Origin of the sequence: Flavonifractor sp. An112 (assembly GCF_002161085.1) — a bacterium.
Taxonomy (GTDB): Bacteria; Bacillota; Clostridia; order Oscillospirales; family Oscillospiraceae; genus Flavonifractor; species Flavonifractor avicola.
Window position 1 is genome coordinate 1 of record NZ_NFLU01000014.1, and the last position, 23,684, is coordinate 23,684.

The following is a 23,684-nucleotide window of genomic DNA, read 5'->3' on the forward strand; positions in this document are numbered from 1 at the left end:
GTCCTGGGGGGCACGGAAATCGAAGGGAGTCCAGTCCGTGCAGGGGGAGGGGAGGGTCAGCTCCGCCCCGTCCTCGGTCTGGCCGTGGCAGAAGGCTTCCTTTTCACCGGCGGACAGATGGAGGTCACCTATCCCCAGCTCAACCTGGACCCTGCCGGTTTCATCGGCGGTAAGGGCGGCAATGGGGCAGAAGCGAGACTCGTTGAGGACTTCCAGCGTAATGGTCTCCCCCGGCTCGGCCCGGAAGGTATACATCTTGGTGTGGGCGTAGCGGGCTGTCTGGTTGTGGTACAGGGCCTGTCCCTGCCTGCCCAGAGGGGCGCCGTGGAGGGCCAGGTCGGCCACCGGGCCGAAGGTGCGGCTGTGGACCAGCATGGCCCGGGAGGCGGCGGTGTTGAACCAGCCCCGGTCCAGCACCGGCTCCGGCTCGCAGGCTCCCAGGAAGCGCCACCTGCCCTCACATAGCACCTCCACCCAGGCGTGGTTGTCGTCGCAGTGGGACCAGCGGGGGGCGTACACCTGCCGGGCGGCCAGACCCACAGCGCGCAGGGCGGACACCAGGAAGGCGGACTCCTCCCCGCACCGGCCGCTGCCGCAGCGGTATACCGTCAGGGGGGAGGCGGTGCGGTCGTCCTGGGCCTGATAGCTGGCCTGCTCGTGGCACCAGCGGTTGACCTCCAGGGCGGCCTCCTCCTGGGACAGGTCCTTCACCCGGTTCCACAGATGGCTGTAAAACAATGCCCGGTGGTCGGACAGATCCTCGTCGTTGACCCGGGGGCAGAGGACGTACTGCTCGTAGGCCTCCCGGCTGAGAGAAGCGCACCAGGGGACGGTCTGGCGCAGCATATGGCTGTGGGCGGCGAAGGCCTCAAACAGGGACTGGGGGTAGCTGTCCCAGTCCTCCGGCAGGGCCTGCCGGATAAAAGTCAGTTCCTGATCCATATGATCCACTCCTTTGGAATGGGGCTATGATATCACATTTCTTTGTGGTATCATAGCCCCAGATAAGAAAAGAAGGTGTTGCCATGATTCTGGAAGTGTGCTGCGGCTCGGCAGAGGATGTGCTGATTGCCGCACAGGCTGGAGCCCACCGGGTGGAGCTGAATTCCGCTCTGTTTCTGGGGGGACTGACTCCCTCCATCGGGGCCATGACAGTGGCCCGGCAGGTGTCCATCCCCATTATGGCCATGGTGCGGCCCCGGGAGGGGGGCTTCTGCTACAGTGAGGCGGAGTTTGCCGCCATGCTGGCCGATGCCCGCGCCCTGCTGGCGGCGGGGGCGGACGGCATCGTGTTCGGCTGCCTCCACCCCGACGGCAGGATGGACAGGGCCCGGTGCGCCGCCATGCTGGAGGTCATTGGGGAGAAGGAAAGCGTGTTCAGCCGGGCCATCGACGTGGTGCCCGACTGGCGGGAGGCTCTGGACGTGCTGATAGAGCTGGGGGTGACCCGGGTGCTCACCAGCGGTCAGGCCAGTTCCGCCCCGGCGGGGGCGGACACCATCCGGGCCATGAGGGAGTATGCCGCGGGGCGCATCCAGATCCTGCCCGGCTGCGGCGTGAAACCGGACAACGCCGCCGCCTTGCTGGCGGCCACCGGCTGCCATCAGCTCCACGGCTCCTTCAAGACCAGCCGGACCGACATCTCTGCCACCCACAACCCGGCAGTGTCCTTCTCCGGCGGGGTATGTCCCCCGGAGGAGCAGGTGCCGGTCACCGACGCCGCTGCCGTCCGGGCGGCAGTGAGTGCCATGGGCAAATAAAAAAGAGGTGTGCCCCATGTCTGTGGGGCACACCTCTTAGCTCATACGGGAAAAATGCTCGATGGCCTTGGCGAATTCAGCAATGGTGCGGTCGGCGTCGCCGTGCTCGATGCCGTCCCGGACACAGTGGTTGAGATGACCCTCCAGCACCACCTGACCCACCTTGTGCAGGGCACTTTTGGCGGCGTTGATCTGCATCAACATCTCCTCACAGGGCACGTCCTCGTCTACCATCCGGTCAATGGCGTTGAGCTGGCCGATGATTTTCTTTAAGCGGCGGTGCAGATTGTCGGCGTCCATACACTGTCTCATGGGCGCTCCCCCTTTCTGTGATGAAAAGGGCTGCTGCGTCCGGCAGCAGCCCTTGACTGGATTCAGCTACGTTCCTCAAAACTGGCGCCGCAGTTGCGGCAGTTGACGGTGATCTTCCCTTTGCCCCGGGGCACCCGCAGATACTGCCCGCAGTTGGGGCATTTGAAATAGCGGTGATCTTTGTCCCGGTGGATGGTGCGCCGCATTTTGAACCAGCGGATGAACGGCCCAAACAGGGCCAGAAACCGGGCGTTTTCCGCCCGACGGCGGTCAATGCGGCGGGAGAACATCCGAAACAGGTCCCACAGCAGCACGGCCAGTGCCAGCCAGGAGATCCATGCCATATGGGGCAGTGCCGATATAAAAATCAGCACCACATACAGGAAAAGCAGGAAAAAGGAGAGGTGATCGCTGCCATACCGTCCGTACATCAATTTTCGCAAAAAATTCATGAGCATGAAATACGGTCGTCTCCTTTGACGTAAGAATTGGGTGCACTTTTGATGTCTATATGATAGCGCCTGCGGCTTTTTTCGTCAAGGATACAACCGTAAACATTTCATGAACGATGGACCGGCGGAGAAGGCGGTACTTGCGGTTTGGAGAAAAAACCGCTATACTGACGGTATCAAATGAGAAGTGACACAAAGGAGGGTCCCCATGGGCCGCATCGACAAGGAAAATTACTATCTGGACATCGCCCAGACTGTGGCCGAGCGGGCCACCTGCCTGCGCCGCTGCTACGGCGCGATCCTGGTAAAGAGCGACGAGATCATTGCCACCGGCTACAACGGGGCTCCCCGGGGCCGGAAAAACTGCGTGGATCTGAACTACTGTACCCGGGAGGCCCTGAATATCCCCTCCGGGGAGCGGTATGAACTGTGCCGCTCGGTCCATGCCGAGGCCAACGCCATCATCTCCGCCGCCCGCAGCGAGACCATCGGGGCCACCCTGTACATGGCCTGTGTGGATCCCGCCACCGGGGAGCTGATCCCCAACTCCACCTCCTGCTCCATGTGCCGGCGGCTCATCATCAACGCAGGCATCCAGCGGGTGGTCATCCGCAACACCAAGACCGACTATTCCGTGGTCCATGTGGAGGACTGGGTTCGGGAGGACGACTCCCTGCCCCAGACCTGAGGAGGAAAGGGAATATGGACAGGCAAAGGGCCTGCTGCAATGGTGCAGCAGGCCCTTTTTAACGGAACAGACGGTCAGCTCTCTTCTTCCGGCGGCTCCACAGTCATGTAAATGTAGGAGGAGCTGTAGTCGTTGTAGTCCTCCTGGCTCTCCGTATAGTAGCCGATGAACAGGCCCTCTTCATCATAATAGGACCGGCAGTTCTCATAGTAGGAGTTCTGTTGGAAGAGGGCGATAAAGTCCTCCCTGAGGGTGTGCTCTTCCCCCAGATTGGGGGACAGGAAGGGAACATCCGCCGAACGGAGGGCCTGGTTCAGGCGGGCCAGATCTGCCTTTGCCTGAGCGATGTTGTCCTCCTTGGAGGCATTGACGTCGATGTCCAGGGAGTAGGTAATGTCCTCCACCACGCCGTCGTTGTTCACCGTGGCGGACAGGTAGGACTGGGTGTCGTTGTCCTCGTGTTCCAGGTAACCCGTTACGCGGTACCCGTAATCCTTGTAATACTCCATGGGGTCGTCGGCATACGCACGGTCACAGGAGACCTGGAACACCCGCTCCAGCTCATCAATCACCACCGCCGCCCGGGCCGCGCCCTCCCTGCTCTCCCGGACTGCCTGCACATAGTACGGCGTCGCCACAGCCAGCTGCAGGGCCAGCGGAACCAGGATGATGACCGCCACCCGCAGCTTGACGGAGGGCAGCTTCATGCCCAGGGCGTCTGCAATGCGCTTGGCGCTTTTCCGGATCTCAAACAGGATGCTCACAATGGCGTGCAGTCCGATCAGTCCGCCCACGGCAGTGCTGATGTCACCCGCAGTCTTCACTCTGTCGTCGTCGGAGCGGGACATGAGCCGCCCGGCGGCGATGGCGGTGTTGGCGGCCAGTACCTCCGCCGAGCGGTCGGTGTAGGATAGATAGGTGTGGGCCTTTTCCTGAATGACCTCCCACTTTTTTCTTCTGACTCCCCATATGACGCTGACACCCTGAAATAAAAACAGGACCATATAGATCAGAAGAATGGCAATTGCCACATAGGCTACCTCCATGCTGGAACCGGACAGGTGAAACACCACGCTTCGGATCATGTCCAGAAAGATCCAGATAAACATGGACAGCAGGCCTGTACACAGATAGGCCGCCGCCGTCACAGGGCGGGTATAGTACTTCTTGATGGTGCGGATTTCTTTTTCCGTCATAAGTTCACATCCTCGTTTCGGCGGGGGAGGCGTGTTTGACGGAACGGACGGTGAGGGTCTCTCCATCTACCGAAAAGCCCACCTCCACCCCGCCGAAGGCCATGCCGTACACCCGGTCGGGGTCGTGCTGGTAGGAGGGCCTGGGGTCCCGGGACAGCACCCCGATGAGAGCCTCCCGCTTGTCCTCCGGTACCTGGGAGAGCAATTCCGGGGGGAACTCCACCTCCAGCACCTTGCCCCCCACGTTGCCGGTAAAGCCGCCGGTGGCCTCCGGATGGGAATCGGCGTAGGGCAGATAGGGCTTGATGTCCAGGATGGGGGTGCCGTCCATCAGGTCGGCCCCCGACACCACCAGCACGGTACCCAGTTTGGGGTCCTTCTGGATGGACTCCAGTTTCACGCAGGACAGGCCGATGGCGTTGGGCCGGAAGGGGGAGCGGGTGGCAAATACCCCCATACGGGTGTTGCCCCCCAGCCGTGGAGGCCGCACCGTGGGGGACCACTTGTCCCGCACCGCCTCAGAAAACTGCCAGATGAGCCAGATGTGGGAGAATTCCTCCAGTCCCCGCAGGGCGTCCGGGTTGCGGTACTCGGGCTCAAAGATGATGGTGGCCTTCAACTCCTCCACCAGCCCGCTCTGCCGGGGAATGCCGAACTTGGTGGGGAAGTCGCTGCGGATGCGGGCGATGATATGCATGGGGATCATTTGCTTCCCTCCTGTGCCTTTTTCAGGGCGGCGGCCACCGGCCGGGACGGGGTAGACCGGTTGTTGCGGGCCAGGATGGCGGCGATCTGCCCGCCTACCTGCTCCACCTCCGCCTTGAAGGCGGTGGCGGACAAACGCAGGGCTCCGTGGCCCAGGATGATGAGCTGCTCCGCCCCGTCGGAGGTGGCTACCCGGACCTGGTGGTGCCTGCCGATCTCATAGGTGGCCCGCTCGATATAAGTGTCCGCTGTCTCCGCCTCTTTGGTATACACAACGTAAATATTATGGTATTTGAATACATCCTGTACATTGCGGGGCACCTTGTAGGCGTCAAATACCAGGATGACCACGCATTTTTTAAAGCCCTGGTAGTTGCTCAGCAGATCCATCAGCAGCTGCCGGGCGGCGTCCAAGTTGGTCTGGGCCACCGCCTTCAGTTCTTCCCAGGCAAAGATGATGTTGTAGCCGTCCACCAGCAGGTACTCCGGTCCCTTGTTCTGGGCCTGGACGTTGTACTTCCCCTCGTCCAGGCTGGTGCGGGCAGGTTTGGGCTGGGGGCGGAAGGAGTTGCGCTCCACCTTGCCGTAGGTGCGCTCGTAGATGGCCAATAACTCCTTGTCCTGCTCCAATGACAGGCCGGGGTTGGAACTGCTCCGCCGTGCGGGGGCGGAGGGAGTCTCAGGCTCCTGGGGTGCGTCCAGGGACAGGCCGCTGTCCACATGGGCCATCTCCTTCACCTGGTCCCACTTCACGTTATACCCCGCCCCGTGGGCGCAGAACACCGAGCCGGTGGGGTTGTCCACGTCACGCTCCGGGTCGTAGCCCAGCGCCTCCACCACGGCCTGCTGGTCGTGGCAGGGGTAGTAGCCCTTCAGGGTGCAGCTGAGCCGCCCCATGCCTCTGGTGTAGGCGGCCACCTCGCTGCCGTAGTCCCGCAGCCCGGCCACCGGGGCGGAGCCGGTGAGGATGGTCAGCTCCCCCGCCGTCTCTGGGGGATCGCAGTCGCCACCCATCCGCTGGAGGTCGCTCATGGCCCGGCCCACCTGGGCGGCAGGCACCTCCAGCCGGAAGGAATACCAGGGCTCCAGCAGGATGTTCTCCGCCTCCATGAGCCCCTGGCGCACCGACCGGTAGGTGGCCTGCCGGAAGTCGCCCCCCTCGGTGTGCTTCAGGTGGGCGCGGCCAGCCAGCAGAGTGATTTTTACATCGGTGAGGGGGGAGCCGGTGAGGACGCCTGGGTGGGCCCGCTCGGCCAGATGGGTGAGAATGAGCCGCTGCCAGTTGCCGTCCAGCACGTCCTCCGGACAGGCGGTATCCAGCACGATGCCGCTGCCACGATCCCCCGGCTCCAACAGCAGATGGACCTCGGCGTAGTGGCGGAGAGGCTCATAGTGGCCCACGCCGATGACGGGAGAAGCGATGGTCTCCCGGTACACGATGCCCCCCTGTCCGAAGGTCACGTCCATGTTAAACCGCTCGGCAATGAGCCGCTGCAAAATCTCCAGCTGGACCTGGCCCATGAGCTGAATATGGATTTCCTTCAACCGCTCGTTCCACACCAGATGGAGCTGGGGGTCCTCCTCCTCCAGCTGGCGCAGCTTCTGCAGGGCGGTGACCGGGTCCTGACCGTCAGGCAGGATCACCTGATAGGTGAGTACCGGCTCCAGAGCGGGGGGCGCACCCTCAGCCTCAAAGCCCAGGCCCTGCCCGGCGGCTGCGGAGCCCAGACCGGTGACCGCCACCACGGACCCCGCCGGGGCCATGTCCACCGGCTGGAATTTCAGGCCGGAGTATACCCGCAGCTGGTCGGCCTTGTCGCTCCAGCCGGGGCCATCCAGCACCGTCTTTACCTTCAGGCTGCCGCCGGTGATCTTCATCCAGGCCAGCCGGTTGTTCTGAGTGTCCCGGGAGATCTTGAAGATGCGGGCGCCAAACTCCTCGCCGTACACCGGACGGGGGGCGTAGCGCTCCAGGCCCCGGAGGAAGTCCTCCACCCCCTCCAGCTTTAAGGCCGAGCCGAACCAGCAGGGAAAGAGCTTCCGCTGGGCGATGAGGGCGGTGAGGACGGCGTTGGCAATGCTCCCTGTCTCCAGGTAGTCCTCCAGTAGAGACTCGTCACACAGAGCGGCCTGCTCACAGAGAGCCTCTTTGTCCCCCATATCCACGCAGCCCTCATTCAGCTTGCTTTTCAGCTCACCAAGCAGAGCGGCCTTGTCCGCCCCCGCCAGGTCCATTTTGTTGACAAAGAGGAAGGTGGGCACATGATAGCGCTCCAGCAGCTTCCACAGGGTATGGGTGTGGCCCTGGACCCCGTCGGCTCCGCTGACCACCAGAATGGCGCAGTCCAGCACCGACAGGGTGCGCTCCATCTCGGCGGAGAAGTCCACGTGGCCGGGGGTGTCCAGCAGGGTGATCTCCATCTGTTCCAGGGGGAGCAACGCCTGTTTGGAGAAGATGGTGATGCCCCGCTCCTTCTCCATAGGGTCAGTGTCCAGAAAGGCGTCCCCGTGGTCCACCCGGCCCAGCTTTTTCAATTTTCCGCAGGTGTAGAGCAGTCCCTCGCTGAGGGTGGTCTTGCCTGCGTCCACATGGGCCAGAATGCCCACGACTAATTTTTCCATAGCTGCCGTCCTTTGCGGTATGATAGGATAGTATATCATGTCCGGGGGAGCGGGGCAAATAAAAAGGGCCCCGAAGGGCCCTTTTGGGAAGTTGGAATCAGCCTTTGGCGCCGTCGCCCATATAGGAGCTGTACAGCGGAGTGGGCAGGCCGAAGCCGCCGGCCACGGGCAAAATCTCGCCGGTGATGAAGGCGGCCCGGTCGCTGGCCAGGAAGGCCACGGCGTCGGCAATGTCCTCGGGACGGCCGGGACGGTTCAGGGGGACGTTTTTCAGGAACAGGTCCAGGAAGGCCTGGGACATATTGTTCAGGGCCGCGTCGGTGGCGGTGAAGCCGGGAAGTACCGCGTTGCACCGCACCCCCTGCCGGGCGTACTGCACGGCGATGTCCTTGGTGAGGAAGTGGATGGCGGCCTTGCTGACGCCGTAGGCGGTGCGGCTCAGGTCGGGATAGAGGCCGCCCACCGAGCCGATGTTGATGATGGAGCCGCCGCCGTTCTTGGCCATGACGGGCACCGCTGCCTTGCTGGGCAGGTACACGCTCTTCAGGTTGGTGTTGACGATGCGGAAGAAGTCGTCGGTGTCGCCGGTCACCACGTCCAGGTCGGTCTTGACGTCGGTGGCGCCGAAGTTGTTGACCAGAATGTCCAGCCGGCCCTCCTTCTTGGCCACCTCTTCCACCATACCGGAGTAACTCTCCTCGTTGGCGGCGTCAAAGTAGACCACCCCGGCCCGCCCGCCGGCGGCGATGATCTCGTCGGCGATCTGCTGACCGGCGTCCATACGGCGCACGCCCAGATAGACAGCAGCGCCCTGGGCGGCCAGAGCCTTGGCGCAGGCCAGGCCGATGCCCCGGGTGGAGGACGAGACCAGCGCGACCTTTTGTTCCAGTTCTTTCATGATGATTCTCCTTTTTAAACCATATGGTATGATTAAGATACTATGATAATAGCACCATCCGCCGTTGGGCGCAAGCATTATTTTTTGGAGCGGATGCAACAAAAGTGCCCCCTCAGGGATGTTAGGGGCGAAAGGGGGGAGGGCAATGGCAGAGGAAACCGGCCTGCGGCAGGTGGTGGAGACCTATGGGAACATGGTGTACCGCCTGGCCCTGGCCCAGACCCACAGCGGCCACGACGCCGACGACGTATTTCAGGAGGTCTTTCTCCGCTATCTCCGCGCCGCCCCGGACTTTCGGGAGGAGGAGCACCGGAAGGCCTGGCTGCTGCGGGTGACGGTAAACTGCTGCAAAAAATTCCACACCTCCTTCTGGCGGCGGCATACCACGGCCCTGTCCGAGGCCATCCCCGCCCGGACGGAGGAGGAGGGGGAGCTGCTCCAGCTGATAGAGGGCCTGCCGGAGAAGTACCGGGCGGTGCTCCACCTCTACTACTACGAGGGCTACGCCACCGGGGAGATTGCGGCCATCCTGGGCCGCAGTCCCAACACCGTCCGCAGTCAGCTGGCCCGAGGCAGGGCCTTGCTGCACGACGCATGGAAAGGAGCGGAAGAGCTATGACGGAAGAGAACTATCGGGCGCTGTTTGACCGGGCGTCCCCCAGCCGGGATCTGGTGGAGGATACCCTGGCGGCGGCGGAGCGGCCCCGGCGGAGGGGCATCCCCGCCAAGCGGCTGGCGGCCGCCCTGGTGTGTCTGGCCCTGGTGCTGGGGGTGGGCAACTATCAGGCCCTGGCGGCGGGGGTCCAAAAGATCATCCGGTTCTTTGCCGGTACCGGGGCGTCGGAGACCCCCGTCATGGTGGTGGAGGAGGCCGACCAGTGGACTGAGGGGGATTGGCTGTGCCAGCTGGACGGGGTGAGCCAGGGGGAGTGGCTGCTGCTGGAACTCTACCTGGTGAGCCCGGAGTTGGAAGAGCATCAGCTGGCCACCCGGAAGCTCCAGGTCTACGCCGGGGACACCCCCCTGGAACAGGGGTGTCTGGTCTACTCGGAGTGGCTGCCCTACAACGGCTTTGCTCCCCAGGGCCAGGCGTGGGTGTCCCTCTCTGGCCTGGACTGTGGGCCGGAGGTGGCCTGGCGGGAGGATGGTTACCAGTCCCGGGTCCACATGGCCTTCCTCTATCGGCTGCCGGAGGAAACGCCCCGGGAGGTGACCTATGAGCTGCTGGATCTGGAGGCGGGCGGGTCCCGCACCGGATTGCTGGAACTCACCTCGGCGGAGACCCTGGCTGCCCACACGGACAGCCGGACCTTTGAGGAGGGCACGGTTACTGCCCTGGTCAGCCAGGATGGACGGCAGCTGTCGGTATACGCCCACCAGGAGGAGAACGACGACGGCCTGCTGCTGACGGGGGCTGCTCTCTTCCACCATCAGGTCACCTTTATCGGGGCCTCCGGGGAGCGTTACCCCGACGCGGGAGAGGGCTTCCGCAGTTTCACTTCCGGCCATGTGAACGTCCAGCTGGCCTCTGCCCCCGACTGGGTGGAGGAACCCATTGTGGCGGTGGAGATCGGGGCGATCAGGCTGGTCTATGAGCATGATACCTGGTGGGACGGTCCAGGAGGAGGCATCGTCCGAACCCAGGATGACGTGGTCTATGGGGACCTGAACTGGGTCATTGATCTAATATAAACCAAACGGGCCTGCTGCAGTTGCAGCAGGCCCGTTTCAGATTTTATCGGGTCCCCGGCCGGTAGGGGGTGAGCAGCCAGCCGGTCATGGGAGGCAGAGCCACCTGCCCGGCGGGCAGCTCCATGCCGGTCATCCAGTCTTTGGCGGCCCAGGGCAGAGTGATGAGCTCAGGAGCTTTGCCGATGTTGACGGCGGTGAGCACCGGCTGACCCTCCCCCTCCCGCAGGAAGGAGAGCAGCTTGCCCTCCGCCTTCCACCAGCGGATGCTCCCCCGGCGCAGGGCAGGCAGCTCCCTCCGGGCCTTGCCCAGGCTGGCGTACCAGCGGCGGAGCACGTCGTCCGCCATCTCCCAGCGGTAGGTCCGGCGGTTGAAGGGGTCCTCAAAGCCCTCGATGCCCGCCTCGTCCCCGTAATAGATCATGGGGGAGCCGGGGAAGGCGAAAAGCACCAGAGCCCCCAGCATCAGCTTGGACCGGCCCAGCAGATATTGCTCCGGGGTAAGGAAGTAGGAGGAACGCCAGTCCTTGTCGTGGTCCTGGCCGTCCCCGCCGTAACCCAGCAGGGTGAGGATGCGGGGGGTGTCATGGGTGCCCAGAAAGTTCATGGCGGAGTGGAAGGCAAAGGGGGGATAGTTCTCCCGGATGGCCTCCATGGTGTTCTTGAAGTGGACGGCGTCGCCCCCCATCAGATAGCCCAGCAGGCTGTTGCGGAAGGGGTAGTTCATCAGGCCGTCGCAGTGGCCCCCCAGGATGTGCTTGCGGCGGACGCCGTAGGCAATCTTGGTGGAGCCGTCCTCCCACACCTCGCCGATGACCACCGCCTCAGGGTTGGTTTCCCGGACGGCCTGGTGGATGCCGTGGACAAAGTCGTCGGGCAGCTCGTCAGCCACATCCAGACGCCATGCGTCCGCCCCCGCCCGCAGCCAGCGGCGGACGATGCTGTTTTCATCCCCGAAGATATAGTCCCGGTAGGAGGGCTCCCCCTCGTTGACGGCGGGCAGGGAGTAGATTCCCCACCAGGAGTCATATTTATCCGGCCAATGGGAGAAATGGTACCACTTGTAGTAGGGACTGTCCTGGGACTGGCAGGCTCCGTTTTCCGGATAGGAGCCGTCCCCGTTAAAATAGCGGCTCACATAGCCCTGGTGGTTGAACACACCGTCCAGCATGATCTTCATGCCCAGCTTGTGGGCGGCGCCGCACAGGGCCTTGAAGTCCTCCTCGGTGCCCAGCATGGGGTCGATTTTCTCATAGTCGCCGGTGCCGTAGCGGTGGTTTTCCGGCGCTTCAAAGATGGGGCAGAAGTAGATGGTCTCCACCCCCAGGTCGTGGAGGTAGGGGAGCTTTTCCATAACGCCCTTCAGGTCGCCTCCGAAGAAGTCCCGGTTGCGGACCTCGCCGTTCTGGTCGGGCCGGTACTCCGGCTCTTCCCGCCAGCTGGTGTGGACGGTGCGGCCCCCGGGCATCCCGGTGGGATCGGGCACTCTGGTGCGGCGGAACCGGTCGGGGAAGATCTGATAGGTGACCCCCTCCCCGAACCAGCCGGGCACCTGGTCGGTGCCGTCGTACACTGTCAGCTGATAGGGGCCCAGCTCCTCCTGGCGGCCGTCCAGCCCTTCCAGACGGAAGGAGTACCAGATCAGCCCCACATGGTCCCCGGTGTCCAGGATGACCTTGAGCACGTCCCGGTCCCCATCAATGCCGTCCCAGGCCATGGGCAGCTCCAGCCGTCGCTCCTGAGAGGACTCAAAGTAGGCGATGAGCACCGCCTGGGAGAAGCCCTCCGTCCGGAGTGGGCGCAGGGTGAGGGATACCTGAGTGCCCGAGGGCACCGCGCCATAGGGCTGTTTATACCGGCTGTCCCGGCTGTCAAAGGTCATTGCATCCAGCAAAGAAAAGACTCCCTTCAGCGGATCAAGGTATTTTCTGTCCCAATGGATTCCATGGTATGCTCGCTGCCGAAGTAATAGTTCACGATCTCACCGGCGGCGCTGGCCAGGTTGGCACCGGAGGCGCCGCCCTCCACCACCATGGAGATGACGATCTCCGGATCGTCATAGGGGGCGAAGAGGACGAACACGGCGTTGGCGTTTTCATCGGCGGACACCTGGGCGGAACCGGTCTTGGCGCCCACTTCCACCGCCAGATTGCTCAGGTACTGGTCCACGGTGCTCTCCTCGTCGTTGGCCACCTCCCACATACCCTTCTTCACCGCCTCCACATAGGCGGGGTCCAGGTCCAGGGTTTCCACAGGCTGAGCCTCATACTCATACACCGTCTCGGAGAAGTCGCTGGATTTCACCGTCTTGAGCAGGTGGGTCTGGTAGCGGTTGCCGCCGTTGACCAGGGTGGCAATGTAGTTGGACAGCTGAAGCATGGTGATCTTGGTGTTGTCCTGACCGATGGCGGCGGACAGCAGGTTGCCGCCGTACCACTCCTGGCCCAGCATGGCGCTGGTTTCCGGGCCGGCTACATAGCCTTCCGCCTCGCTCAGTTCCAGGCCGGTTTTCTGGCCCAGGCCGAACATGGCGGCGTACTCGTCGATCTTATCAATGCCAAGCCGGTGGCCCAGGGTGTAGAAATAGATGTTGCAGGAGTCCCGCAGGGCGTCGGCCATGTTCTCCCAGCCGTGGGTGCCCCGGTATTGACGGTAGATCCAGCACTGGGGATGGTAGTCGCCGTAGGGATAGTGCTCCTCCTCGGGCAGCTGGAGCGCACCGGTATCCTGGATTTCCTCGGTGGGGGTCACCAGCCCCTCCTCCAGGGCGGCAATGGCCACCAGAGGTTTGAAGGTGGAACCGGGGTAATAGATCTCGCTGGTGGCCCGGTTGACAAAGGGGTTGCGGGGATCGTCGGACACCGCTTTATAGGCCTCGGTGCTGCTGTATACGGTGGACAGGTCGTAGGTGGGGTAGGAGGCCATGGCCAGAATGCCGCCGTCGTTGACGCTCTGCACGATGATGGCGCCCTTCTCCTTGGTGTCGGCCAGACTCTCGATGGTGTTGGCCAGCACCTCCTCCACCTTCTCCTGGAGCCGCAGGTCCAGGGTGGTCATGACATGGTTGCCCGGCTCGGGTTCCATAGCCTCGCCGGTCTCATCGTCCACCATCCAGCTCTCGCTGACCACCTTGCCGCTGGTGTTCATCTCCTGGATCAGGGTGCCCGACTTGCCCCGGAGGTAGTCCTCAAAGGCGGCCTCCATGCCGTCGATACCCACTTTATCATTCATATTATAGCCCTTGGCCTTGTAGGTCTCCCAGTTTGCGCTCTGAATGGAGCCCACCCGGCCCAGAAGATGGGCGGCGCTGGTGGTGTTGTACTGCCGGACGGTGGTGGCGGAGATATTCACGCCGGTGAGACTCCGCTCTTTCACGGCTGAGATCACGTCGATATCCACATCCTGGGCAAAGATATACTCGGTCTGCTTCACGTTCTGGCTGCGGAGATTGAGCTCGTACAGCACGCCGATGAGGGCACGGGCGTCGGCGTCGGAGAGAGACTCGTCAATGAGGAAGTACTGCCGCAGGCCGTCGATGACCTCTTCCGCCGTGGGGCCCTCTCCCAGGTCAGCCACGCTGGAGGCGGCGGCCAGGTCGTCGCTGTCCCAGCGGTTGGGAAGAATATCAGTGCCCAGGGGCAGGGCGTTCAGCAGAGATCCCAGGTAGCTGAATTTGACTTTCCCCTCGCTGTTGGTATACACCAGGGCATTTTCATCTGTATAGGTGAAGGGGGCGTCCTTGGAGATGGGCAGGGTATCGGTCCACTCCAGGCCGTTGTCCCGGCAGATGGTGATCAGCTCCATCAAATTGGCGTTGCGCTCCGCCTCCGCCCCCATGAGGGAGGAGTTGAGGGTGATCTCATAGGTGGCACGGTTGCCCACCAGAGAGCGGCCGTACCGATCCAGGATCTCTCCCCGGGCGGCCTCCACTGTCACCGTGTTGGCGATCTTTACCGTGGAAGCGGCCCGGTATTCATCGCCCTTAACGATTTGCAGATTGTAAAGGACCATGACAAAGCCAATCAACAGCAATGCCAGAAGGATGGAAATAATCAGGGTACGGATGTTGAATTGCTTGCCTTCCACGAGTTCAGGTCTCCTTCCGGGGTCAGGGGCGAATGCAAACGGTCGTTTTGTGGTAGAAGTTGGCTGCCGCCCGGTTGACCCAGATGGCGGGGTCTTCCTTCAGGTCGCCGTTGAAGAGCAGATCATTCAGGTTAGCCGGCACGTCCAACGGCTTCAGTACCACATCGGTAACGGTGGGGTCCTCCAGCAGAGGCAGGCGGTCCACCTGCTGCTGCCAGTAGTATTCTGCCGAGCCGTCGGCCAGGGCGGCGGCGGTCCGGCCGGCGGTGCTCATGTCGTAGTAGTGGTAGTAAACAGTGGTGAAAGCCAGCAGGGCCAGCAGCACCGGCACGGCCACCCAGGCCCGGCGCAGCACCTTCTCCCCACCGGCCAGCCGGGGCAGCACTGCCCGGCGAATCCAGCCCAGCCAGTACCACAGGTTGGAGGTCACCAGCCAGAAGAAGAAATAAAACACGATGCTCCGCAGCCGCTCCGGTCCTGCCTCCCCCAGGGCATAGAAGTGGGGGGCGTTCTGGGCGGCGAAGAGGAGAAAGGTAAAGACCGAAAAGACCACAGGCAGGGGGAAGGTGAACTTCACCTTGCCGGTGAGGGCCCACAGCAGGGGGATCATCAGCAGGAATACCATCAGAATGGGCCAGCTGAACCACTCCAGCACATCGGCCCATGCCTGTTCAATGGAGCGGCACACCGCGTCCACCACCCCGATGGGGGGCGCCACGGTGGCCTGCCGGACCTGGTTGCCGGGGGCGACCACGCTGATCAGGAAGCCAGCCACCAGCACCGCCGTGGGAATCAGGGCGGGAAGGAACTTTTTCCGATCCTTCCACAGAAACCACAGCAGGAACAGTCCGCACAGCAGGGTGCCCAGCAGCGCGGAGACATAGTTGCTTCCGCCCACCATCAGGGCGGCCAGTACGCCGGGAATCACCGCCCACAGGGTCTGCCGCCGGGTGGAGGCCAGCTTGAGGGCCACCAGCCGCTCAATCAGCAGCAAAAAGATGCCGTAGGTAAAGGTGTAATATACCGCGCCGTTCCACCAGTAGAAGGTGTCCTTGGGGGACTCTACAAACTGGATGGACAGCAGCAGAATGGGAACGGCCAGGAAAATGACCTGCCGCCAGGTCCCCCCCAGAGCCCGGCACACCAGGGTATGGGCCAGCTTAAAGGTGCCGATGCACAGGGAGGCCAGCATAACCACCGGGGTGAGCCAGTAGAGAAAGGGGGAGAAGGTGAGGGGGGTGAGGGTCATCATGCCAATGGCGGAGAAGGTGCCCTGCCACCCCTTGTAGCAGTTTAAAATATACTTCCAGCTGCCCACCAGAGGAAATTCTCCCTTGAGCAAAGACTCATGAGACAAAAGGGCGTAGCTGTAGTCGTCGGCAGAGGGCCAGTCGTACCGGCCCAGCAGCAGGATGGGGATCAGGCTGATCGCCAGCAGAGCCAGCAGCAGCCAGGGCCCGTATTTTTTCCAGGCCGAATGGATACCTTGCATCGTTATTCTCTCTTTCCCTATAGAACGGTTTTCTTGGGGACCCGGTGAAACACCCACAGGAAGAGAGCGTATACCGGAAATACAAATACCATGGACCAGGCGATCTCCCGCCCGGCCAGGGACAGCATGGCGGGCAGCGTGGCTGTGCCCGCCAGCAGCCGGGAGAGGATGCGCACAGCGTCGATACACACCAGGGCCAGCAGGGAGCACAGCAGACAGCCCAGCAGGTTCTGCCGCAGCACATACTGGGCCAGCGCCCCGGCGCCGAAGCCCAGCAGACACAGGCCCAGAGTCATGGCGCCGTCGGGGTTGAAATAGACCGCGTCGCACAGAATGCCCACGCCCAGGCCAAACCCGGCACCGGCCACGGTACCCTCCAGCACCGCCACTGCGATGGCGGCCAGAGGCAGCAGCATGGGGGCCACCCCAAACAGGGGAAAGCGGTTGAGGATATAGACCTCACAAAACCACACCGGCAGCAGGGCAAGGGCATATACGCCCCACTTGATGAAAAAATCCTGTCTGGTCACAGGGTACGTTCCTCCTTCAGGGTCTACTCCACAATGGTAAAGTCCTTGATGACAAAGACCTGCTGGAGGTTGCCCAGGTCAGTCTCGGGGACGATGACGGCATAGTCGGTCATACCGGAGGCGTCGGTGCGTACCTCCTCCACATGGCCGGCCACCAGCCCGGAGGGATAGACGCCGCCCCGGCCCGAGGTGGTCACCAGGTCGCCCGACATGAGCTGGCTGTTCTCCGGCAGGTAGGTCAGCTTCAGCTTGCCCTCGCCCATGAGGGCCAGGTCGCCCTCCAGAATGGCGGCGCCGCCGGTACGGACCAGCTGACCGCCCATCTCGGTGTTGGCGTCAATGAGGGTGCGGACGGTACACCAGTTCTCGCCCACCTCGGCCACGATACCCACCAGATTCCAGTATTCGTCCACCACGCAGTCATCCACTTCGATCCCCTGAGCAGAACCTTTACTCAGGGTGAGGGTGGACTCCCAGTTGGAGGTGGAGCGGGCGGTGACCATGGCGGCCTCCTTGGTGAACTCCTTGCCCTTGGGGGTGAGCTCCAGCAGGTTGTACAGCCGCTCGTTCTCCTGGATGGCGGCCTCCGCCTCCCGGATCTTGGCCTGCAGTTCGGCGTTCTCCTTCTTCAGGTCTGCCAGCTTGGTCTTCATCTGCTCCAGCTCAAAGGCGTCGGAATAGCGCTCCTCCGCCCAGTTGGTGACGGCGCTGATGCCGTTGCGGACCGGGGTGGTGATGAAATTGACAAGGTTGGCCACCGGGTTGGCCTTGCCTCCCAGCAGCATGGAGACTACCGTCGTCACCAGTGCCAGCAGGATGGCGGCGATCAATATCAAAAGTCCGTTACGCCGGAAAAAGTCCTTCACGCCTGCATCCAGCCTTTCTTACCGTGCTGCGGCCAGGGCCATACAGTCCATGCCCAGCTGTCCCAGGATCTGACCCAGACGGCACACCGGCAGACCCATCACATTATAATAGTCGCCGCTGATGCCCTCAATGAACAGGGCCCCGTAGCCCTGGATGCCGTAGGCCCCCGCCTTGTCCATGGGCTCGCCGGTGGCGATATAGGCCTCGATCTCCTCAGCGGTCAGGGAGCGGAAGGTGACGGCGGTTTCCTCCCACTGGCTGAACACCTGCTCTCCCCGCAGTACGGTGAGGCCGGTGTATACCTGGTGCCGGTTGCCCGACAGCAGGGAGAGCATCCGGAAGGCCTCCTCTTTGTCGGCAGGCTTGCCCAGCACCACCCCGTCCAGGGCCACTACCGTGTCGGCGGCAATGACCACCGTGTTGGGGTCGGCCTGGGCGGCCACCGCCTGGGCCTTTTCCAGGGAGATCTGCCGCACCAGCTCCGCCGGAGGCAGGCCCCGGTCCATATGCTCGTCGATGTCGGGGGTGACGATGCGGAAATCCCGCACCCCCATCTGCTCCAGCAGCGCCCGTCTCCGGGGGCTTTTGGAGGCCAGAATGATATCCATGCGATTTTCGTTCCTTTCCATTATTGCCCGGTGGACCCAAAGCCGCCGGTCCCCCGGTCGGTCTCATCCAGCTCGGCCATCAGCTCCAGCTGGGGCAGTACCACCGGGGTCATCACCAGCTGGGCGATCCGGTCGCCGGGGTGGATGGTGTAGGGCTCCTCAGACAGATTGGTGAGCCCCACCATGATCTCACCCCGATAGTCGCTGTCAATGACACCCACCCCGTTGGACAGGGAGATGCCGTGCTTGATGCCCAGCCCCGAGCGGGCGAACACCAGAGCCACATACTCCGGCCCCGGCAGGGCGATGGCAATGCCGGTGGGGATCTTCACCAGCTGCCGGGGTGCGATGATGATATCTTCCTCGATGCAGGCAGACAGGTCCATACCGGCGGAGCCGGCGGTGGCCCGGCTGGGCCAGGGCAGGTCCCGGCCGATTCTGGGGGACACCGCTTTGATTCTCAGCTTCATCTATGGTTACTCCACATCTCGATAATAAAGACCACGGGTGTACTCGTTGGGGCTCCAGCTGCCCTGCTCCAGATAGCGCCGGGTCACCTGGACGCACTCGTCAGGGGTTTCGGTGGTGAACAGCAGCCGCTGGGCCCACAGGCCGATGCGGCGGTAGTCGGCGGCCTTGTCCGCCAGGAAGAGCTTCTGGGAGTTGAGCAGCTCGTTGCGGCAGCCGGGGGCCTTCACCACCGGGAACTTGGCGCCCTTCCGGTCGGTCAGAATGTTGGTGCCCTGGCAGCCCTGTTTGCAGCCGCCGGTGCGGTTTTGAATGATGCAGTTTTCCATGATCATCAGGGGCAGCCGGCCGTAGGTGATGAGCTCGGTGTCCAGACTTTTGGAAATATCCCGGATCTGGGGGAACTTCAGCTCAAAGGACAGGGTGAGGGAGGAGAAGCCCAGACGTTTATATTCTTTCACAGCCTGAGCGTTATAGACCTCCAGACCGAAATCTCCCCGCAGGGTGAAGCCCAGTTCCTTGGCCACCTGAATCATGCCCAGGTTGCCCACCAGGGCATCTTTTACCCCCAGGTCCTTCACCTTTTTCAGGTTCTCCACCATCTGGGGGAACTCCCGATCCCAGGCAATACGGGGCAGGATTACCCCGATAGAGGTGCCCGCCGGGGCGTTGGCTTTCTCCGGATGGGCGGCCAGTTCCTCCAGGGGGATGTAGACCAGGGCGGGTCCCAGGTCCAGCAGCTCCTGGGTGACCTGATCCGCGGAGCGCACCGAAATGGTGAGAGCGGGGGCCTCCCGCCGGTTCTCATACCGGGCGCCGGGGTGGTATTCGCCGGTGCGGCGCTGGGGCAGCTGTTCCCGCTGCTTTGTGAGACCGTCCAGGGCATCCCGCCGCAGGGCATTGAGGGTGGACAGCGGCAGGGACAGGCCGTCCTCCACCAGCACCCGCATCCGCTCCGCCCGATAGGGGGTGCCGCCGGTGCGGGCAAGCTGCTTCTCCACCGCGTCGGCCGTCAGGGGACGGGTGCGGGCTTCTTCGGGCACCGGACCCTCCACTGTGGATACCCGGCCCTCGGGGTCCTTCACGCCCACATGGGCGGGCTCGCCGGGGCGGAGCATGGCGTAGAAGGTGACGGGCACCCGCTGGGCCTCGCCGCTCTGGTAGGTGTTGCGGGCGGCGGCGAAGAGCTCCTTGGGCTCGCGGGTCTCCTCCCGTACGCCAAACATATGGCTCCCCTGCTGGTCCAGGTAGTAGCCCTGGGTAAAGCCCTGACGGGAGAAGGCCGCCTGAAGCTGCTCCATCTCCTGGGGGGTAGGTTCCCGGTCCTCATGGATGGCCCGGGAGAAGATGCCGGTGACCACCGCCACATATTCGGGCCGCTTCATCCGGCCCTCCAGCTTGACGCACGTTACCCCCATCTTCCGCAGCTGGCGCAGGTAACCCGCCAGAGACAGGTCCTTCAGGGACAGGGGATAGGAGTCCGCCTTGCCCTCCCAGCCGTATTTCAGCCGGCAGGGCTGGGCGCACAGGCCCCGGTTGCCGGAGCGTCCCCCGATGACGGAGGAGAGGAAGCACTGGCCCGAGTAGCACATACACAGCGCGCCGTGGGCAAATACCTCGATCTCAATGGGAGAGCGCTGGCAGATATATTCGATTTGGTCCCGGGACAGCTCCCGGGAGAGCACCGCACGGGTCATGCCCAGATCGGCCACCATTTTGACGCCGTCCAGATTGTGGACGGTCATCTGGGTGGAGGCGTGGATGGGCAGATCAGGAGCCACCTGGCGGACCATCCGCAGTACGCCCATGTCCTGCACCAGCACCGCGTCGGCTCCCAGAGTGCTGGCCTCCACGGCAAAGTCGGCGGCCTGAGGCAGCTCCCGGTCGGTGAGCAGGGTGTTCAGGGTCAGATATACCTTGGTTCCCCGCACATGGCAATAAGAAACCGCCGCCGCAAATTCCTCCCGGGAGAAATTCTTCGCGTTGCGGCGGGCATTAAAATCTCCGTATCCCAAATAGACGGCGTCCGCGCCGTTCTGTACAGCCGCCGCCACGGCCTCCATGGACCCGGCGGGGGCGAGCAGTTCCAACATACGATCCCTCCCGGAGCAGGGGGGCAGAACGCCCCCCGTTTCCTTACTTCTTATTCTGCAGCTTGAAGATCTCCCGTTTCGCCTCGGAGAGCTCCATCTTCAGCTTGGTGGCTTCCTCCAGATATTCCTTCAGCTGGCGGCGCAGGTTTTCCGCCGCCTCCACCTCTTTAAAATATTCATCGGCGATATTGACCGCCGCCAGGACAGCTCCGTCTACCAGGGAGACGCGGGCGCCCTCCATGACCTCCCGCACCTTTTCGTCCACGTGGGCTGCCACCTTCTCGGTATAGCCGGCGTCCTCGGTGCCAACCAGGGTGTACTCCTGCCCGGCGATGGTAACGGCGACGCGGTTTTTCATGCAAACCCCTCCTGACCATAATAATTTATAGTATTATATCACATCCAGCCCTGGAAGAAAAACAAATTCTTCGTGAATTTTCGAGGGCGCGCAAAAGGCCCGTGGGCGGAATGATTCATTCCGCCTACGGGCACCAAAGGGAATCGGGATCATTAAACCACTGTCTTAGTGGGTAAACTGAGAACATGGTAAAATAACATATTTTAATATTCTGTTAGAATTATAGATGGAGTTGTCTCAAAAATAGAGATAAAATCAGGCCAAGTAGGATACTGAACAATGTAAGACTTGGTTGCGCTTTCAATACGGCAAGGTGTAAATATAATTGCAAGTGTCCCATAGCTCTTAACGAAAGCGGTTTCTGATGGGATCCTATATTCAACATGGTGCGTTGTCATACCGGTAATTGGATTATACACATCAAATTCTACCTTATTTATGGATCCCCAGAATGCCCCAACAAGAATACGGTGGGTTGGATAACTACCATCATGCATTGTTTCGCCAGGGCTCGGGCCGGCAAATTCATATGTTGTTGATTTAGATATACCAGCTGCTATTTCTACAGCACTAATAAGCTCTCCGGTGGCAATGCCTATAGAAATAGTACCCGAGCGTTCTGAAGTGGCTCCAATTGGCAGATCGCATATATACTTCCCTTTTAGTGCTGAAAATGCCTGAAAAGGAGTAACAGTACAATTATCTACTAGACTGTTGGGATAGAGCGAGTCGAAATAGGAGGCCATTTCTCTTTCGGTAGCTAGAACAGAAAGTGAGGTCATAAGACCGGAAAAATCGTAAGAGTCATTATCATAATAATTTATAGCTGTCTCTGCTATTTTTTGAAGAGTAGTTTCGTCCGCTTGAGAGATAGATATATTGCACAGACTTTCCACAAGTTCTATTTCATTAGGGTAGGCATTTATGATAGATTGTGCTCTGTAGTCTGCCATTAATAAATCTTCTTGAATATCGCTGCTGGAAAGTGCAGAGGCGGGGACTAGTGAGGACAGAACAGCTATAAACAATAATGCAGATATTAAGCGCTTATTCATTGAGTCCAAACCTCCTTAATGAAACGGAGTTTTCCTACTCTTAGCATGGATCAGGATTAGAATAATTCCAATCAAATAGATTACAACAAAGAAAATAAGGAAGTTGTTCAGGCCGGTGTAGCGCATATTGCCCCACAAATCTCCGTCCCAAGAACCATCAAACGTCAGGAAAAGAGAAATGCCTAAGACCATCATGCTACCAATCAGCCCAGTACAAGCAAATATAATATCAAAGATTATTTTATATGGATTCGGTTCCATTTTTCTGCACTCCTCCCCCTCTGTTTAAATGTTAGATTGCTTGGGTTGAATATTAAAAAAACTAGCAGGGAATAGCGTTCAAAGCAGAGATATTCCGGTTAGCGTACTTGACAGCAAAGCAGTGATATCCTCCCAGAAAGCGATAGATTAGCCCATCGGCTTCACCCCTTTCCTGCTGCACGGTAGGCGGGAAGATCCGCCTTCCACCTGCTTCTTAATAGTTGACAGAACCGGAAACACCGACCTTATAAGATGCGTTATTTCGGATGGCCAGCGTATAGGTACCGGCCTCCGTCATTTCAATTGTTTTGCTGATTTGTCCGCCGGTGACGGTGAAATAGTGGAAGGAGCCGTCTGAATAGATCAGTCCCACGTCCAGTTTTGCGGTAGAGGGGGTGTAGGTGGCGTTGATGGTGATGGTTTCTCCCGCAGACATGGAAAAGCTGCTGGAGGCCTTTGACAGTGTATTTGCAGAAATTCTAATATTATAGGTTTCAGTCGCTCTGGATTCAATAAGGCTGTCTATTTGATGCTCCAGAAGAGACTTTGCACCCACACCGTGCGTCATATCACATTGGATCGCAAAAGTCGGGCTTTGCATACTGAGACACCCCAGCAGGGCAACACAAGCCGTTACTGCTTTTAACCTATTTTTACAATTCATTCCCATGGCACTAAATCAAACTCCTCTCCAACATTTACATTTTCTTCTACTACTAGATCGTCTGAAAACATTTTAGCATCCCCGCTTGTGCCGGCGATTCCAAAGCCGATCCAGATTCCCAGGACCAGGATGCCAGCGGCGGCAAAGGCCAGAACCGTCGCCAGCAGAGCTGTCCGCCGCCTGTGGGGCTCCCGCACCGCCGGGCACTCCGGCTGCGCCTCCGGTTCCGTCATTTCCTCCCGGGGCTGGGCTGTTTCAGGGCCGTATACCAGCTCGTTCAGGGACACCCCGTACAGCTGGCTCATCTGGATCAGGCTGTCCAGGGAGGGCGTACCCACGCCGGTCTCCCACCGGGAGATGGCCTGCCTGGACACGTTCAGCCGCTCCGCCGCATCAGCCTGGGAAAGCCCCATGGCTTTCCGCGCCTCAACCAGTCTCTCTGTCAATTTCATCTTTCTTCACCTCAATAGCCTAGCTGATACCTGATTTTTTGTAAACATCATCTCCGTTGCACATGAGCAATGAAGCGTTGCGTGCCTCAATTCTACCGCCATTTGCCCGATCCCGCAACCTGTGGTCCATCCAGCCTCCTCCGCACATGACAAAGCCCGGGGGCGGAATGGATTGATTCCGCCCCCGGACTCTGGAAGGGAATAAGAATAGGGAGCCGCATTTTGCAGACGCGGACATGGCTGCGTCATCTCTATCCTTAAAAATCAGCTTATCCAATGGAGAAGTTTTTGTAAACCACATATTTGTTGCGGAGGGGGCAACGGAACGTTGCCCCTACATTTTGTGCGGTTTTTCAAGGGAAAACAGATTGTCTGCTGAGGAAATGCAAATAAAAATCCCATGAGCGGAATCCATGGATTCCGCTCAT

General features: G+C 61.0%; 24 protein-coding genes. 4 read left to right on the forward strand and 20 right to left on the reverse strand.

All coding sequences use genetic code 11. The features are described from left to right. Positions 1-942 (reverse strand): transglutaminase-like domain-containing protein (locus tag B5E56_RS14475; protein ID WP_143383166.1); only part of this gene is annotated, 942 nt, incomplete at its 3' end. A gap of 83 nt (positions 943-1,025) precedes the next feature. On the opposite strand from B5E56_RS14475, the gene B5E56_RS11655 reads away from it, so the two are divergent. Next, complete coding sequence (locus tag B5E56_RS11655) at positions 1,026-1,760, forward strand: copper homeostasis protein CutC (RefSeq protein WP_087390286.1); 735 nt, start codon at positions 1,026-1,028, stop codon at positions 1,758-1,760. Positions 1,761-1,796: 36 nt separating this feature from the next. Here B5E56_RS11655 and B5E56_RS11660 read toward each other — a convergent pair whose 3' ends face one another. Both B5E56_RS11660 and B5E56_RS11665 read right to left on the reverse strand, forming a co-directional pair. After that, on the reverse strand, positions 1,797-2,072 hold the full coding sequence (locus B5E56_RS11660; protein WP_087329751.1) for a metal-sensing transcriptional repressor: 276 nt from the start codon (positions 2,070-2,072) through the stop codon (positions 1,797-1,799). Positions 2,073-2,134: 62 nt separating this feature from the next. Then, positions 2,135-2,530, reverse strand: a complete 396-nt coding sequence (locus tag B5E56_RS11665; protein ID WP_087390289.1) for a hypothetical protein — start codon at positions 2,528-2,530, stop codon at positions 2,135-2,137. Between the two features lie 202 nt (positions 2,531-2,732). On the opposite strand from B5E56_RS11665, the gene B5E56_RS11670 reads away from it, so the two are divergent. Then, complete coding sequence (locus B5E56_RS11670) at positions 2,733-3,212, forward strand: deoxycytidylate deaminase (RefSeq protein ID WP_087188412.1); 480 nt, start codon at positions 2,733-2,735, stop codon at positions 3,210-3,212. 74 nt (positions 3,213-3,286) lie between these two features. Here the strand turns inward: B5E56_RS11670 and B5E56_RS11675 are convergent, their stop codons facing one another. The 4 genes from B5E56_RS11675 to B5E56_RS11690 all read right to left on the reverse strand — a co-directional run bounded on the left by B5E56_RS11675 (position 3,287) and on the right by B5E56_RS11690 (position 8,633). After that, positions 3,287-4,408: a hypothetical protein gene (locus tag B5E56_RS11675; RefSeq protein ID WP_087390292.1), complete on the reverse strand. Its 1,122-nt coding sequence runs from the start codon at positions 4,406-4,408 to the stop codon at positions 3,287-3,289. Positions 4,409-4,412: 4 nt separating this feature from the next. Then, a complete protein-coding gene (tsaA, locus tag B5E56_RS11680; RefSeq protein WP_087390295.1) occupies positions 4,413-5,114 on the reverse strand; it encodes a tRNA (N6-threonylcarbamoyladenosine(37)-N6)-methyltransferase TrmO in 702 nt (233 codons plus the stop codon). Further along, positions 5,111-7,735, reverse strand: a complete 2,625-nt coding sequence (locus B5E56_RS11685) for a translation factor GTPase family protein (protein ID WP_087390298.1) — start codon at positions 7,733-7,735, stop codon at positions 5,111-5,113. The genes tsaA and B5E56_RS11685 overlap by 4 nt, the downstream gene beginning before the upstream one ends. Before the next feature lie 97 nt (positions 7,736-7,832). Then, entirely contained in the window at positions 7,833-8,633 is an 801-nt protein-coding gene (locus tag B5E56_RS11690) for a 7alpha-hydroxysteroid dehydrogenase (RefSeq protein WP_087390301.1), read from the reverse strand. A gap of 145 nt (positions 8,634-8,778) precedes the next feature. Between B5E56_RS11690 and B5E56_RS11695 the strand changes: the two genes are divergently transcribed. Both B5E56_RS11695 and B5E56_RS11700 read left to right on the forward strand, forming a co-directional pair. Beyond that, entirely contained in the window at positions 8,779-9,252 is a 474-nt protein-coding gene (locus B5E56_RS11695; RefSeq protein ID WP_087390304.1) for an RNA polymerase sigma factor, read from the forward strand. Continuing rightward, on the forward strand, positions 9,249-10,325 hold the full coding sequence (locus B5E56_RS11700) for a hypothetical protein (RefSeq protein ID WP_087390307.1): 1,077 nt from the start codon (positions 9,249-9,251) through the stop codon (positions 10,323-10,325). Before B5E56_RS11695 ends, B5E56_RS11700 begins: the two co-directional genes overlap by 4 nt. 43 nt (positions 10,326-10,368) lie before the next feature. Here the strand turns inward: B5E56_RS11700 and B5E56_RS11705 are convergent, their stop codons facing one another. The 13 genes from B5E56_RS11705 to B5E56_RS11760 all read right to left on the reverse strand — a co-directional run bounded on the left by B5E56_RS11705 (position 10,369) and on the right by B5E56_RS11760 (position 23,256). Then, entirely contained in the window at positions 10,369-12,216 is a 1,848-nt protein-coding gene (locus B5E56_RS11705; RefSeq protein ID WP_087390309.1) for a glycoside hydrolase family 13 protein, read from the reverse strand. Positions 12,217-12,230: 14 nt separating this feature from the next. Continuing rightward, the gene (locus B5E56_RS11710; RefSeq protein WP_087390312.1) at positions 12,231-14,408 is read right to left on the reverse strand and encodes a penicillin-binding transpeptidase domain-containing protein; all 2,178 of its coding nucleotides are present in this window, start codon (positions 14,406-14,408) and stop codon (positions 12,231-12,233) included. A gap of 22 nt (positions 14,409-14,430) precedes the next feature. Further along, positions 14,431-15,900 (reverse strand): DUF6056 family protein, encoded by a 1,470-nt coding sequence (locus B5E56_RS11715; protein ID WP_087390315.1) that lies wholly within the window; start codon positions 15,898-15,900, stop codon positions 14,431-14,433. Between the two features lie 17 nt (positions 15,901-15,917). Next, positions 15,918-16,430, reverse strand: a complete 513-nt coding sequence (gene mreD / locus B5E56_RS11720; RefSeq protein WP_087267425.1) for a rod shape-determining protein MreD — start codon at positions 16,428-16,430, stop codon at positions 15,918-15,920. Positions 16,431-16,453: 23 nt separating this feature from the next. Continuing rightward, a complete protein-coding gene (gene mreC / locus B5E56_RS11725) occupies positions 16,454-17,296 on the reverse strand; it encodes a rod shape-determining protein MreC (RefSeq protein WP_087390317.1) in 843 nt (280 codons plus the stop codon). 18 nt (positions 17,297-17,314) lie between these two features. After that, positions 17,315-17,905, reverse strand: coding sequence for a Maf family protein (locus B5E56_RS11730; protein WP_087390320.1), 591 nt, complete (start codon positions 17,903-17,905; stop codon positions 17,315-17,317). A gap of 20 nt (positions 17,906-17,925) precedes the next feature. Next, on the reverse strand, positions 17,926-18,375 hold the full coding sequence (gene dut, locus B5E56_RS11735) for a dUTP diphosphatase (RefSeq protein WP_087390323.1): 450 nt from the start codon (positions 18,373-18,375) through the stop codon (positions 17,926-17,928). Positions 18,376-18,381: 6 nt separating this feature from the next. Continuing rightward, positions 18,382-20,466, reverse strand: a complete 2,085-nt coding sequence (locus B5E56_RS11740) for a U32 family peptidase (RefSeq protein ID WP_087390327.1) — start codon at positions 20,464-20,466, stop codon at positions 18,382-18,384. A 43-nt stretch (positions 20,467-20,509) separates the two neighbouring features. After that, positions 20,510-20,824, reverse strand: a complete 315-nt coding sequence (locus tag B5E56_RS11745; protein WP_087188397.1) for a cell division protein ZapA — start codon at positions 20,822-20,824, stop codon at positions 20,510-20,512. A gap of 203 nt (positions 20,825-21,027) precedes the next feature. Next, positions 21,028-21,879, reverse strand: a complete 852-nt coding sequence (locus B5E56_RS14480; RefSeq protein WP_143383167.1) for a hypothetical protein — start codon at positions 21,877-21,879, stop codon at positions 21,028-21,030. 15 nt (positions 21,880-21,894) lie between these two features. Then, the gene (locus tag B5E56_RS11750; protein ID WP_087390330.1) at positions 21,895-22,140 is read right to left on the reverse strand and encodes a hypothetical protein; all 246 of its coding nucleotides are present in this window, start codon (positions 22,138-22,140) and stop codon (positions 21,895-21,897) included. 214 nt (positions 22,141-22,354) lie between these two features. After that, on the reverse strand, positions 22,355-22,576 hold the full coding sequence (locus B5E56_RS11755; protein WP_087390333.1) for a hypothetical protein: 222 nt from the start codon (positions 22,574-22,576) through the stop codon (positions 22,355-22,357). 224 nt (positions 22,577-22,800) lie between these two features. Further along, positions 22,801-23,256 carry a helix-turn-helix domain-containing protein gene (locus tag B5E56_RS11760; RefSeq protein ID WP_087390335.1) on the reverse strand — a complete coding sequence of 152 codons (456 nt, stop codon included), beginning with the start codon at positions 23,254-23,256 and terminating at the stop codon, positions 22,801-22,803. Positions 23,257-23,684 lie beyond the last annotated feature (428 nt).